This is a genomic window from Erwinia sp. STN24 (assembly GCF_041320675.1).
Classification (GTDB): domain Bacteria; phylum Pseudomonadota; class Gammaproteobacteria; order Enterobacterales; family Enterobacteriaceae; genus Erwinia; species Erwinia aeris.
In genome coordinates this window covers 221325-235552 of record NZ_JBGGPM010000002.1, presented here as the reverse complement: position 1 = coordinate 235552, position 14228 = coordinate 221325, and the positions used below count along the sequence as shown (strand labels likewise).

Here is a 14228-nt window from a genome sequence, read left to right as displayed (position 1 = left end):
GTTACTTTTCATCACCTGGCGCCCGCTGCCTTACCGGATACTGATAAAAAATCACGGCGGCTGACAGGCGCAGCGCGTCCCGGTTTTGCTGCCAAAACGCCCCTGAAATGCGCTATATTAGGATCTGGTCCATTAATGAACACAGCCTGTAAGGGCCGCTGATAAGCCATGAGGTTAACTGATGACAGATAAGCGCAAAGACGGTTCAGGGAAGCTGCTGTACTGCTCTTTTTGCGGCAAAAGCCAGCATGAAGTCCGCAAGCTGATTGCCGGCCCGTCAGTCTATATCTGCGACGAATGCGTCGATTTATGTAACGACATTATTCGCGAAGAGATCAAAGAAGTTGCGCCCCATCACCGCGAGCGCAGTTCGCTGCCGACGCCGCACGAAATCCGCGAGCATCTGGACGACTACGTTATCGGCCAGGAGCGGGCGAAGAAGGTGCTGGCGGTGGCGGTCTACAACCACTACAAGCGCCTGCGCAACGGCGACACCAGCAACGGCATCGAGCTGGGCAAAAGCAACATCCTGCTGATTGGCCCGACCGGCAGCGGCAAGACGCTGCTGGCGGAAACGCTGGCGCGCCTGCTGGACGTGCCGTTTACCATGGCCGACGCCACCACGCTGACCGAAGCGGGCTACGTGGGCGAGGACGTGGAAAACATCATCCAGAAGCTGCTGCAGAAGTGCGACTACGACGTGCAGAAAGCGCAGCGCGGCATCGTTTACATCGATGAAATCGACAAGATTTCCCGCAAGTCGGACAACCCGTCCATCACGCGCGACGTGTCGGGCGAGGGCGTGCAGCAGGCGCTGCTGAAGCTGATTGAGGGCACGGTCGCCGCGGTGCCGCCGCAGGGCGGGCGCAAGCATCCGCAGCAGGAGTTTCTGCAGGTGGACACCTCGAAAATCCTGTTTATCTGCGGCGGCGCGTTTGCCGGGCTGGACAAGGTGATCTCGCAGCGCGTGGATACCGGCTCGGGCATCGGCTTCGGCGCGACGGTAAAAGGCAAGGCGGAGAAGGCGACGGAGGGCGAGCTGCTGGCGCAGGTGGAGCCGGAGGACCTGATTAAGTTCGGTCTGATCCCGGAGTTTATCGGCCGTCTGCCGGTGGTGGCGACGCTGACCGAGCTGAGCGAGGAAGCGCTGATCCAGATCCTGTGCGAGCCGAAGAACGCGCTGACCAAGCAGTATCAGGCGCTGTTCAGCCTGGAAGGGGTGGAGCTGGAGTTCCGCGAAGAGGCGCTGAAGGCGATAGCGGGCAAGGCGATGTCGCGCAAAACCGGGGCGCGCGGGCTGCGCTCAATCGTGGAGGGCGCGCTGCTGGACACGATGTACGACCTGCCGTCGATGGACGACGTGGAAAAAGTGGTGATCGACGAGTCGGTTATCGCGGGCGAATCGGATCCGATGCTGATTTACGGCAAGGGCGAGGCGCAGCAGGCATCTGGCGAATAAATAACCACATCTTTCCAACCGGTTAGCGCAAATGGGGGAAATTTTTCCCCCATTTACTTTTCTCTCGCACATAACGTTGAATGTCTTACATTCATCCCCATATACTCAACTACCTGTGGGTAAAACTGCATGCCTGACGATTGCGGTTCCCCTCACCCTGGCGGAAATTAAACTAAGAGAGAGCTCTATGAATCCTGAGCGTTCTGAACGCATTGAAATCCCTGTGTTGCCGTTGCGTGACGTAGTGGTTTATCCGCACATGGTAATTCCGTTGTTTGTAGGCCGTGAAAAATCGATTCGCTGCCTTGAAGCCGCCATGGATCATGACAAAAAGATCATGCTGGTCGCACAGAAAGAGGCTTCAACGGATGAACCTGGCATTAACGATCTCTTCTCTGTAGGGACCGTAGCGTCAATTTTACAGATGCTGAAGCTGCCTGACGGCACGGTAAAAGTGCTGGTCGAAGGGCTGCAGCGCGCGCATATCACTACGCTCGCCGATAACGGTGACCATTTTACGGCTCAGGCGGAATATCTGGTTTCGCCTGAAATTGACGAACGCGAGCAGGAAGTGCTGGTCCGCACGGCGATTAACCAGTTTGAAGGCTATATCAAACTGAACAAGAAAATCCCGCCGGAAGTGCTGACCTCGCTGAACAGCATTGAAGACGCCGCGCGTCTTGCGGATACCGTCGCGGCCCATATGCCGCTGAAGCTGGCCGACAAACAGTCCGTGCTGGAGATGTCCGACGTCAATGAACGTCTGGAATATCTGATGGCGATGATGGAGTCGGAAATCGATCTGCTGCAGGTGGAAAAACGCATTCGTAACCGCGTGAAAAAGCAGATGGAAAAGAGCCAGCGCGAGTACTATCTGAATGAGCAGATGAAGGCGATTCAGAAAGAACTGGGCGAAATGGACGACGCGCCGGACGAAAACGAAGCGCTGAAGCGCAAAATCGACGCGGCGAAAATGCCAAAAGAGGCGCGCGATAAAACCGAAGCCGAGCTGCAGAAGCTGAAGATGATGTCGCCAATGTCGGCGGAAGCAACGGTGGTGCGCGGCTATATCGACTGGATGGTCCAGGTGCCGTGGAACGCGCGCAGCAAGGTGAAGAAAGATCTGGTGAAGGCGCAGGAAACGCTGGATACCGATCACTTTGGCCTGGAGCGCGTGAAAGACCGTATCCTGGAATATTTAGCGGTGCAGAGCCGCGTCAGCAAAATCAAAGGGCCGATCCTGTGCCTGGTGGGACCGCCGGGCGTGGGTAAAACCTCGCTGGGCCAGTCGATCGCTAAGGCGACCGGCCGTAAATATGTCCGTATGGCGCTGGGCGGCGTGCGCGACGAAGCGGAAATCCGTGGGCACCGTCGTACCTATATTGGTTCTATGCCGGGCAAGCTGATCCAGAAAATGGCAAAGGTTGGCGTGAAGAACCCGCTGTTCCTGCTGGATGAGATCGACAAAATGTCCTCGGACATGCGCGGCGACCCGGCATCGGCCCTGCTGGAGGTATTGGATCCCGAGCAGAACATCGCTTTTAACGATCACTATCTGGAAGTCGATTACGACCTTTCCGACGTGATGTTTGTAGCGACGTCTAACTCCATGAACATTCCGGCACCGCTGCTGGACCGTATGGAAGTGATCCGTCTGTCGGGCTATACCGAGGACGAAAAGCTTAATATTGCCAAACAGCACCTGCTGCCGAAGCAGATTGAGCGTAACGCCCTGAAAGCGAGCGAGCTGACCGTAGACGACAGCGCCATCGTGGGTATCATTCGTTATTACACCCGTGAAGCGGGCGTGCGTAGCCTTGAGCGTGAGCTGTCTAAGCTGTGCCGTAAAGCAGTGAAAACGCTGCTGATGGATAAGAGCGTTACCCATATCGAAATCAATGCCGATAACCTGAAGGATTTCCTGGGCGTGCAGCGTTTCGACTATGGCCGCGCCGACAGCGAAAACCGCGTAGGACAGGTTACGGGTCTGGCATGGACGGAAGTGGGCGGCGATCTGCTGACCATCGAAACCGCGTGCGTGCCGGGCAAAGGCAAGCTGACCTATACCGGCTCGCTGGGCGAGGTGATGCAGGAGTCCATCCAGGCGGCACTGACCGTGGTACGCGCGCGTGCAGAGAAGCTGGGCATTAACGGCGACTTCTACGAAAAACGCGACATCCACGTGCACGTGCCGGAAGGCGCCACGCCGAAAGATGGCCCAAGTGCGGGTATCGCTATGTGTACGGCGCTGGTTTCCTGTCTGACCGGTAACCCGGTGCGCGCCGACGTGGCGATGACCGGCGAGATCACGCTTCGCGGCCAGGTTCTGCCTATCGGCGGCCTGAAAGAGAAGCTGCTGGCAGCGCATCGCGGCGGCATCAAAACCGTGCTGATCCCGGATGAAAACAAGCGCGATCTGGAAGAAATTCCGGACAACGTGATTGCCGATCTGGATATCCACCCGGTTAAGCGTATCGAAGAAGTGCTGACCCTGGCCCTGCAAAATGCCCCATACGGCATGCAGGTTGCCACGGCGAAATAGTGATATAAGACAAAAAGACCCTAAATCCAGAGCTGGCAGACGAATTCGTACTTGCCAGCTTTTTTTTGTGCCGTTAATTTAGGGGGCTGTTAAGCCGGTGAAGGTCTGAACAGGCCCTGCTTTTACGACTCGACAAACAACGATAATTGATGCGTGCTCGTAACGGGGGGAAGCCCGTTTGCGAAGTAAATAATAAAGAGGGGATGATTGAGTGAATAAGTCACAGTTGATCGACAACATTGCTGCAAACGCTGATATCTCTAAAGCAGCGGCGGGACGCGTGCTGGATGCTTTTATGGAAGCGGTAACCGACTCTCTTAAAGCGGGCGACGAAGTGGCGCTGGTAGGGTTTGGCACATTTTCCGTGCGTGAGCGCGCAGAGCGTACCGGACGCAACCCGCAAACCGGTAAAGAAATTACTATTCCTGCGGGCAAAGTCCCGGGATTCCGCGCCGGTAAGGCGCTGAAAGACGCGGTTAATTAACGTCAGGCAAGCAATTTCTTCGGTGGAATGAGGACTGTCCTGACGTTCTCATGTACCATACGAGGCACATCACACTATGATGTGCCTTTTTTGTTTCAACGGTCGCAAGAGCCTGATACGCAGCGGCGTGGAGCGCCCCGGGAACGTGGGAAGCAAGCGCAAGGGTTTACATTCATAATACAGCGGAGTGTTGTCACACCATGATGGACAATTTACGCGCGGCGTCGAACCATGTCGTGCTCAAAATTATACTGGGTCTGATCATCCTCTCTTTTGTTCTGACCGGGGTGGGCAACTACCTGATCGGCGGCAATGGAGATTATGCAGCTAAGGTCAATGGCCAGGAAATCAGTCGCGCCCAGTTGGAAAGAGCGTTCAGCAACGAACGTTCACGTCAGCAGGAAATGCTGGGCGAGCAGTTCTCACAGCTGGCCAGCAATCCCGCTTATCTTCAGCAGATCCGCCAGCAGGCGCTTTCTCAGCTGGTAGATGAAGCGCTGCTGGATCAGTATGCGAAAGATCTGCAGCTGGCGGTTAGCGACGATCAGATCAAGCAGGCTATTTTCAACCAGCCGGCCTTCCAGACTAACGGCAAATTCGATAACGCCCGTTATCTGGCGATTATTAACCAGATGAATCTCACTGCCGATCAGTACGCTCAGGCGCTGCGCAAGCAGCTGACCACGCAGCAGCTGATTGCGGCGGTGACCCGCACAGACTTTATGCTGCCGGGCGAAACTGAATCGCTGGCCGCGCTGGTTTCTCAGGAGCGCCTGGTGCGTGAAGCGACTATTAACGTCGCGGCGCTGGCAGCGAAGCAGAACGTCAGCGACGAAGAAGTCAAAAACTACTACGAGCAGAATAAAAACAGCTTTATGGCGCCGGAGCAGTTCCGCGTCAGCTATATCAAGCTGGATGCGGCCTCGTTGCAGAAAGCACCGAGCGAAAGCGATATTCAAAGCTGGTACGACAGCCATCAGCAGGATTATACCCAGCCGCAGCGCAGCCGTTTCAGCGTGATCCAAACCAAAACCGAAGCCGATGCGCAGGCGGTTCTGGACGCGCTGAAAAAAGGTGGCGATTTTGCCGCGCTGGCGAAAGAGAAATCCATCGATCCTATCTCTGCCCGTAAAGGCGGCGATATGGGCTGGCTGGAGCCGGATACCACGCCGGACGAGCTGAAAAGCGCTAACCTGACGCAGAAAGGTCAGCTGTCGGGCGTGATCAAATCCTCCGTCGGCTTTATCGTTGCTCGTCTTGATGACGTTCAGCCGCAGCAGATCAAACCGCTGGCGGCCGTACACGACGACATCGCCGCTAAGGTGAAACACGAAACGGCCGTCGACGCTTATTACAAGCTGCAGCAGAAAGTGAGCGACGCGGCCAGCAACGACAACGAGTCGCTGGCGAGCGCGGAAGAAGCGGCAGGCGTAAAAGCGGTGGAAACGGACTGGTTCAGCCACGACAATCCACCGGCCGAGCTGAATTTCAGAGCGGTAGAGCAGGCGATCTTTAACGGTGGTCTGCTGGGGGATAACGGCGCGCCGGGCAGCAACTCCGATATCATCACGGTTGATGGCGATCGTGCTTTTGTGCTGCGTATCGCCGCCCACAAGCCGGAAGCGGTTAAGCCGCTGGCCGAGGTCAGTGCCGAAATCGTAGCCACGCTGAAAAACCAGAAGGCGCAGGCGGAAGCGAAGGCCCAGGCGGAAAAACTGCTGGCCGATCTGCAGGCGGGCAAGGGTATGGATGCCATGAAGGCGGCTAATCTTAGCTTTAGCGAGCAGAAAACGCTGACGCGCAGCGGTCAGGATGCGATAACGCAGTCCGCCTTCGCGCTGGCGCAGCCGACCAAAGACAAGCCTGTGTACGGCATCAGCGAGGACGGGCAGGGCAACGTTGTGCTGCTGGCGCTGGATCAGGTACGCAGCGGCACGCTGCCGGAAGCGCAGAAGAAAGCGATGGTGCAGGGCATCACGCAGAACAATGCGCAGATCGCCTTCGAAGCGCTGCTGAGCAACCTGCGCAAAGAAGGCAAGATAAAGTACGGCGCAGCCGCGCAGGCGCAATAAGCCTCGCAAAAATCCTGCAAATTATTGCAAACCCAAAGGCCGCTTATGCGGCCTTTTCCATTTCTGTCATCTGCCGTTTGTGGCGCCGGTTGGTTGGGCGTAGCCTGACGTTGCTGTCAAACACATGGAGGAGAACAGCATGAAAACAACCTTACAGGCTTTATGTTTTACCCTGCTGCTGGGCGGCGCTTCGCCGCTGTACGCCGGGCCGGCCATCGATAACGTCAGCGCGCCGCAGGCCAGCGCGCAGCCGAGCGAGGAAAAGAAACCGCCGCAAAGCGAATCGGTCAGTATTAATCACGCCACGGCCGAAGAGCTGAGCGCCGTAATGAACGGCGTAGGGCTAAAAAAGGCGCAGGCTATTATCAGCTATCGCGAGCAATACGGCCCTTTTACGCAGATAGAGCAGCTAAAAGAAGTGCCCGGTATTGGTAATGCGCTGGTAGAGAGGAACCTGACCAAACTGAAACTGTGATCGCTTTCTCGACTTGCCGTTGCGGCCCCACGCATCGTGGCGTACGGGCTGCTACGCTGAAAGAGGTCATACCAGTCGGTATGGCCTTTTTTGGGAGAAGATTATGCAGATTACGATTAAGGTTCGCGGTTATCATTTGGATGTTTACCAACACGTCAACAACGCGCGCTATTTAGAATTTCTGGAAGAGGCGCGCTGGGCCTGGCTGGAAAAACTGGCCGCCTTTCGCTGGATGAATGATAACCGGCTGGCTTTTATCGTGGTCAATATTAACATTAACTACCGTCGCCCGGCGGTGCTGGGCGACGAGCTGGCGATTGCCAGCCATCTGGTGCAGCTGGGCGGGAAAAGCGGCGTTATCGGCCAGACCATCACGCTGCTGCCGGAGGGGGAAGCAATAGCCGATGCGACGCTGACCTTTGTCTGCATCGATCTGCGCACGCAAAAAGCGCAGCCGATCGTCGGCGAGCTGAAGCAGCGGTTGGAAGAGATGCTGTCAGCGTAGCCCGGTTTTGCGCTGCATTTCCTGCATTACCGTAGCGCTGTTGATCTGGTAATCGCGCAGGCCGTTAGCGCGCAGATGGCAGGCAGCGCATTCGCCGCAGCCGTCGCCCTTGATGCCGTTATAGCAGGTAAGCGTGTCGTTGCGCACCAGCGCCAGCTGCTGCCAGTAGTCCGCCAGCGCCCAGGTTTCGGCTTTGTTCAGCCACATCAGCGGCGTTTCAAAGCGAACCGGACGCGCCATACCCAGCTCCACGGCATGGTTCAGCGCCTTAACAAATTCGTCGCGGCAGTCCGGGTAACCGGAAAAGTCGGTTTCGCAAACGCCGGTAATTACCGCTTCGGCCTCAACCTGGTAAGCATAAATCGAGGCCAGCGTCAGGAACAGGATATTACGTCCCGGCACAAAAGTGCTTGGCAGGCCGCTGGCGTCGGGATCCCAGGCCGGAACGGGGATGCTGTCGCGGGTCAGGCTGCTGACGGCCAGCTCGTTAAGCAGCGTGACGTCCAGCACTTTGTGCGCTCTTGCGCCCAGCGACTGCGCCAGCTCGCGAGCGATATCGATCTCTGCACGATGCCGCTGACCATAGTCAAAGGTCAGGCAGTGCACTTCGTCATACTGCTGCAAAGCCTGGATCAAACAGGTGGTTGAATCCTGTCCGCCGCTGAATACCACTACTGCACGTTTCATACTTTTTACCTCATTAATCTGTTGAGGCGTATGGTACTGCCTGACGTGGCATAAAAACAGGGGCAGGAGCCGCGCATGTTGGTTAGCCAGGCGAAGCCCGGCACGGCGTTGTGTTGCCCGCGCGGAAGCTGACAACATGGCTATAAACCTGACGGCAACGCCCTGGCGGCTCGGGTCGTTACGGTCATGCGTGCCAATGGTTCGTGAACAAAACGCTGTTTCTTCAGGTAACAACAGGCTGAACGTAACGCATTTCCGGGAAAATTATTTACGCTATTCCCTGTAAACTACAGGGGCAACGGAGATTTATTCTTCTGCAGGCGCATACAAAAGATAAAACAGGGTCCAGGCTGTTTTTACGGCACCCGATAGCGGAACAAGGCCACCGTAAATTATGGCGGATGCCGCGTCTCTCATTACTCCGACATGCCGGAAACGCTTGAAATGGCCGGAACAGGAAGGCTATATTCGCGGCCGGGTCGCGCTGATGGCGGCGGTCCAGAGAAATAAATACACATTGGCGCTGCCGCTGAACCACGGCGCTCGCCCGAACCTGACCAGGACGTTTATTGTGCGACTTTTCAGCCAGTTGAGCTGGTACTTTATGCGTGAATGGCGCCGCTATCTTGGCGCCGTTTTTCTGCTGATTATCATTGCGCTGCTGCAGCTGCTGCCGCCGAAGCTTGTCGGTACTATCGTGGACGGCGTCTCCCATCAGCAGATGAGCGCTTCGCGCCTGCTGATGTGGGTGGGCGTGATGCTGCTCACGGCTATTGTGGTCTATCTGCTGCGCTACGTCTGGCGCGTGCTGCTTTTCGGCGCCTCCTATCAGCTTGCCGTCGAGCTGCGGCAGGACTTCTATCGTCAGCTCAGCCGTCAGCATCCCGAATTTTACCTGCGTCACCGTACCGGCGATTTGATCGCCCGCGCCACCAACGATGTGGATCGCGTGGTGTTTGCCGCCGGAGAAGGCGTGCTGACGCTGGTTGACTCGCTGGTGATGGGGCTGGCGGTGCTGGTGGTGATGAGCACGCAGATTAGCTGGCAGCTGACCCTGCTGGCGCTGCTGCCGATGCCGGTCATGGCGATAGTGATCAAACGCTACGGCGACCAGCTCCATCATCGTTTTAAGCATGCTCAGGCCGCCTTTTCGTCGCTTAACGACAGAACGCAGGAGAGCCTGACCAGCATTCGTATGATCAAAGCCTTTGGGCTGGAAGACCATCAGTCCGCACAGTTCGCCGATATCGCCCGCGACACGGGCCAAAAAAACCTGCGCGTGGCGCGGATTGACGCCCGCTTCGATCCTACTATTTATATTGCCATCGGGCTGTCGAACCTGCTGGCGATCGGCGGCGGCAGCTGGCTGGTCTGGCACGGTCAGATGACGCTGGGCCAGCTGACCAGCTTTGTCATGTACCTTGGCCTGATGATCTGGCCAATGCTGGCGCTGGCCTGGATGTTCAATATCGTCGAGCGCGGCAGCGCGGCCTGGAGCCGCATTCGCTCGCTGCTGGCAGAGGCGCCGGCGGTAGAGGACGGCAGTAAAACGCTGCCGGAAGATCGCGGCCAGCTGCAAATCGCTATCAGGGAATTTTGCTATCCTGGCGCGCAGCAGCCCTCGCTGCGCCATATCAACGTTAACCTTAAGCCCGGCCAGATGCTGGGGCTGTGCGGGCCGACAGGCGCCGGGAAAAGCACGCTGTTAAGCCTGATCCAGCGGCACTTCGATATTGCGCAGGGCGACATCCGCTATCACGGTATTCCGCTGCCGCAGCTGCGTCTGGACAGCTGGCGAAGCCGCATGGCGGTCGTCAGCCAGACGCCGTTTCTTTTTTCCGACACCATCGCCAACAATATCGCATTGGGTCGACCTACGGCGCAGCAAAGCGATATTGAGCGCGCCGCGCGGCTTGCCTGCGTACATGAAGATATTCTGCGGCTGCCCCAGGGCTACGATACCGAAGTCGGCGAGCGCGGGGTGATGCTTTCCGGGGGACAGAAACAGCGTATATCTATTGCCAGGGCGTTGCTGCTGAACGCGGAAATCCTGATCCTGGACGATGCGCTGTCGGCGGTCGACGGCCGTACCGAACACCAGATACTGCATAATTTAAGAAAATGGGGCGCAGGAAGAACCGTGATTATCAGCGCGCACCGTTTGTCCGCCCTGACGGAAGCCAGTGAAATCCTGGTGATGCAGCAGGGCACGGTGGCCCAGCGCGGGCAGCATGAGGCGTTGATTGCCCAGGACGGCTGGTATCAGGATATGTATCGTTATCAGCAGCTGGAAGCGGCGCTGGACGAGGACGAAATCGCGAAAGGGGTACCGCATGGCGAATCTTAATCAGCTCTGGCCCACGCTGAAACGCCTGCTGCGCTACGGTTCGCCGTGGCGGAAATCGCTTGGCCTGGCGATAGTATTGCTGTGGATAGCGGCGGTGGCGGAAGTGCTCGGCCCGGTGCTGGTCAGCTATTTTATCGATAACATGGTGGCGAAGCATTCCATGCCGCTGGGTCTGGTCACCGGGCTGGCCGTCAGCTTTCTCCTGCTGCAAATCCTGGCCGCCGCGCTGCACTACTGGCAGTCGCTGCTGTTTAACGAGGCGGCGGTAGGCGTAGTGCAGCGGCTGCGTACGGACGTCATGGACGCCGCGCTGCGCCAGCCGCTGAGCGCTTTTGATACCCAGCCCGTTGGCCAGATTATTTCACGCGTGACCAATGACACCGAAGTCGTGCGCGATCTCTACGTCACCGTGGTAGCCACCGTGCTGCGCAGCGCGGCGCTGATCGGTGCCATGCTGGTGGCGATGTTCAGTCTCGACTGGCGCATGGCGCTGGTGGCGATAATGATTTTTCCGGCCGTACTGACCGTGATGCTGATTTATCAGCGCTACAGTACGCCTATCGTACGGCGAGTGCGTAGCTATCTGGCCGATATTAACAACGGCTTTAATGAAGTGATCAGCGGCATGAGCGTGATCCAGCAGTTTCGTCAGCAGGCGCGCTTTGGTGAGCGGATGAGCGAAGCGAGCCGCTCGCACTATCTGGCGAGAATGGAAACGCTACGGCTGGATGGCTTTCTGCTCCGGCCGCTGCTCAGCCTGTTTTCCGCCATGATCCTGTGCGGGCTGATGCTGCTGTTTGGCTTCTCCTCCAGCGGCAGCTTCGAGGTTGGCGTGCTTTACGCGTTTATTAATTACCTGGGCAGGCTAAACGAGCCGCTGATTGAGCTGACCACCCAGCAGTCGATGCTGCAACAGGCGGTAGTGGCCGGCGAGCGCATTTTTGAACTGATGGACGCGCCTCGCCAGCACTATGGTCAGGATAGTCGGCCGCTGGCCTCGGGGCGCATTGAGATTGAACATCTGAGCTTCGCCTATCGCGACGATCGCAACGTGCTCAACGATATCAACCTCAGCGTGCCTTCGCGCAGCTTTGTGGCGCTGGTCGGCCATACCGGCAGCGGGAAAAGCACGCTCGCTAACTTGCTGATGGGCTACTACCCGGTGAAGCAGGGTGAAATTCGCCTGGACGGCAGGCCGCTGACCGGGCTCAGCCACGGCGTGCTGCGCGAAGGCGTGGCGATGGTGCAGCAGGATCCGGTGGTGCTGGCCGACACCTTTTTCGCTAACGTGGCGCTGGGGCGTTCGATAAGCGAAGAGGCGGTCTGGCACGCGCTGGAAACCGTTCAGCTTGCCGAACTGGCGCGCTCGCTCTCCGACGGTATCTATACGCGGCTGGGCGAACAGGGTAACAATCTTTCCGTGGGTCAGAAGCAGCTGCTGGCGATGGCGCGCGTGCTGGTCGCCTCGCCGCAAATTCTGATCCTGGATGAAGCGACGGCGAATATTGATTCCGGCACGGAGCAGGCGATCCAGAAAGCGCTTAAGGCCGTTCGTCAGCAAACCACGCTGGTGGTTATCGCTCACCGACTCTCTACTATTATCGATGCGGATACCATTCTGGTGCTGCACAGAGGCCATGCGGTAGAGCAGGGCAACCATCAGCAGCTGTTGGCGAAACAGGGCCGTTACTGGCAGATGTATCAGCTCCAGCTGGCGGGCGAGGAGCTGGAAGAAACGTAATACCGCTTCGCTGCACTAAAAGCAGGCGGTCGGGCTGATAAAACAGCGGCGATGCACAATTTCGACGCGTAACGCACCTTAATGGTGCGTTTTCTTTTTCCCTCTATGCTTAATGTCATCATCAGGCCGCCACGTGTACGCAATATCTGCCGCCGCGCCTTTTAAAATGCACGTTTCTGATTTATGGCACAGCCTTTGCTTTGGTTAACGCAGGGCGGAATCACCGTTTTCTTTAGCTGGAGGGGATCGTATGAAGCTGGTTACCGTGGTAATCAAACCGTTTAAATTAGAAGACGTGCGCGAGGCGCTTTCTGCCATTGGCATTCAGGGCCTGACCGTCACCGAAGTCAAGGGATTTGGTCGCCAGAAAGGCCATGCCGAGCTTTATCGCGGCGCTGAATACAGCGTGAACTTCCTGCCAAAAGTTAAAATCGATGTGGCGATAGCGGACGACCAGCTGGACGAGGTTGTCGACGTTATCAGCAAGGCCGCCTACACCGGCAAAATTGGCGACGGTAAGATTTTTGTCGCTGAACTACAGCGGGTTATCCGTATTCGCACCGGCGAAGCGGACGAAGCCGCACTCTGATCTCGGGGCTAAGAATTGTGATGGGATGGGATAAAATGAGAAAAATGACTACCTTCGGCCTCGCCAGCCTCAGCCTGTTGCCCTCGCTTGCGATGGCGGCGCCGCCAGCCGTGGCGGACAAGGCCGATAACGCCTTTATGATGATTTGCACCGCGCTGGTGCTGTTTATGACGCTACCCGGTATTGCGCTTTTCTACGGCGGCCTGATCCGGGCCAAAAACGTCCTGTCCATGCTGACTCAGGTTTCCGTGACCTTTGCAATGGTGTGCGTTATCTGGATGCTCTACGGCTATTCGCTGGCCTTCAGCACGGGCAACGCTTTCTTTGGCGACTTCAGCATGGCGATGTTGAAAAACATTCAGCTGACGGCGCTGGTTGGAACCTTCTACCAGTATATTCACGTTTCGTTCCAGGCTTCATTTGCCTGTATTACCGTCGGCCTGATCGTTGGCGCGCTGGCCGAGCGTATTCGTTTCTCTGCGGTGCTGATCTTTGTGGCTATCTGGGTCACTTTCTCCTATCTGCCCATCGCGCACATGGTCTGGTCCGGTGGACTGCTGGCGCAGGACGGCGCGCTGGACTTTGCCGGCGGCACCGTGGTGCATATCAACGCCGCCGTTGCCGGTCTGGTCGGCGCTTACCTGGTCGGCAAACGCGCGGGCTTTGGCAAAGAAGCCTTTAAACCGCACAACCTGCCGATGGTCTTCACCGGCACGGCGATCCTGTATGTCGGCTGGTTCGGCTTTAACGCCGGTTCGGCGAGCGCGGCTAACGAAATCGCGGCGCTGGCATTCCTGAACACCGTTATGGCGACCGCAGGCGCGATGCTGAGCTGGACGTTTGGCGAATGGGCGCTGCGCGGCAAGCCTTCGCTGCTGGGCGTCTGCTCTGGTGCGATCGCGGGTCTGGTGGCGATTACGCCAGCCTGTGGCTATGTTGGCGTCGGCGGCGCGTTGGTTATCGGTATTATCGGCGGTCTGGCGGGCCTGTGGGGCGTTACCGTGCTGAAAAGATGGCTGCGCGTTGACGATCCCTGTGACGTGTTCGGCGTGCACGGCGTGTGCGGTATTGTAGGCTGCATCCTGACCGGCGTTTTCGCTTCTTCTTCACTGGGCGGCGTCGGCTATGCCTCTGGCGTAACGATGGGGCATCAGATTTGGGTGCAGCTCTATAGCGTAGGCATTACGGTGGTCTGGACGGGCGTGGTCGCCTTTATCGCCTTTAAGGTTGCGGATATGACAGTCGGCCTGCGCGTAACCGAGGATCACGAACGTGAAGGTCTGGATGTGAACAGCCACGGCGAAAACGCTTATAACCAGTAAGCCGA

General features: G+C 57.5%; 11 protein-coding genes. 10 read left to right on the top strand and 1 reads right to left on the bottom strand.

Going from position 1 to position 14228, the window contains the following annotated elements; translation table 11 throughout:
• Nucleotides 1-181: 181 nt before the first annotated feature.
• The 6 genes from clpX (at nt 182) to ACA373_RS11325 (ending at nt 7537) form a co-directional block, all read left to right on the top strand.
• On the top strand, nt 182-1459 hold the full coding sequence (gene clpX / locus ACA373_RS11350) for an ATP-dependent protease ATP-binding subunit ClpX (protein ID WP_253455047.1): 1278 nt from the start codon (nt 182-184) through the stop codon (nt 1457-1459).
• A 187-nt stretch (nt 1460-1646) separates the two neighbouring features.
• Nucleotides 1647-4001, top strand: coding sequence for an endopeptidase La (gene lon, locus ACA373_RS11345; RefSeq protein WP_125288434.1), 2355 nt, complete (start codon nt 1647-1649; stop codon nt 3999-4001).
• 211 nt (nt 4002-4212) lie between these two features.
• Complete coding sequence (gene hupB, locus ACA373_RS11340; protein WP_125288435.1) at nt 4213-4485, top strand: nucleoid-associated protein HU-beta; 273 nt, start codon at nt 4213-4215, stop codon at nt 4483-4485.
• 200 nt (nt 4486-4685) lie between these two features.
• Nucleotides 4686-6557, top strand: coding sequence for a peptidylprolyl isomerase (gene ppiD / locus ACA373_RS11335; RefSeq protein ID WP_253455046.1), 1872 nt, complete (start codon nt 4686-4688; stop codon nt 6555-6557).
• A gap of 139 nt (nt 6558-6696) precedes the next feature.
• On the top strand, nt 6697-7032 hold the full coding sequence (locus ACA373_RS11330) for a helix-hairpin-helix domain-containing protein (protein WP_253455045.1): 336 nt from the start codon (nt 6697-6699) through the stop codon (nt 7030-7032).
• 103 nt (nt 7033-7135) lie between these two features.
• Nucleotides 7136-7537, top strand: a complete 402-nt coding sequence (locus ACA373_RS11325; RefSeq protein ID WP_125288629.1) for a thioesterase family protein — start codon at nt 7136-7138, stop codon at nt 7535-7537.
• Here ACA373_RS11325 and queC read toward each other — a convergent pair.
• Complete coding sequence (gene queC / locus ACA373_RS11320) at nt 7529-8224, bottom strand: 7-cyano-7-deazaguanine synthase QueC (RefSeq protein WP_301729885.1); 696 nt, start codon at nt 8222-8224, stop codon at nt 7529-7531. The two genes, ACA373_RS11325 and queC, sit on opposite strands and share 9 nt — an antisense overlap.
• Nucleotides 8225-8795: 571 nt before the next feature.
• Here queC and ACA373_RS11315 point away from each other — a divergent pair.
• The 4 genes from ACA373_RS11315 to amtB all read left to right on the top strand — a co-directional run bounded on the left by ACA373_RS11315 (nt 8796) and on the right by amtB (nt 14223).
• Nucleotides 8796-10571 (top strand): SmdA family multidrug ABC transporter permease/ATP-binding protein, encoded by a 1776-nt coding sequence (locus tag ACA373_RS11315; protein WP_301252404.1) that lies wholly within the window; start codon nt 8796-8798, stop codon nt 10569-10571.
• Nucleotides 10558-12312 carry a SmdB family multidrug efflux ABC transporter permease/ATP-binding protein gene (locus ACA373_RS11310; RefSeq protein WP_253455041.1) on the top strand — a complete coding sequence of 585 codons (1755 nt, stop codon included), beginning with the start codon at nt 10558-10560 and terminating at the stop codon, nt 12310-12312. Before ACA373_RS11315 ends, ACA373_RS11310 begins: the two co-directional genes overlap by 14 nt.
• 250 nt (nt 12313-12562) lie before the next feature.
• Nucleotides 12563-12901 (top strand): P-II family nitrogen regulator, encoded by a 339-nt coding sequence (glnK, locus tag ACA373_RS11305; protein WP_125288441.1) that lies wholly within the window; start codon nt 12563-12565, stop codon nt 12899-12901.
• A gap of 20 nt (nt 12902-12921) precedes the next feature.
• Nucleotides 12922-14223, top strand: coding sequence for an ammonium transporter AmtB (gene amtB / locus ACA373_RS11300; RefSeq protein WP_370256072.1), 1302 nt, complete (start codon nt 12922-12924; stop codon nt 14221-14223).
• The last annotated feature ends 5 nt before the right edge of the window (nt 14224-14228 follow it).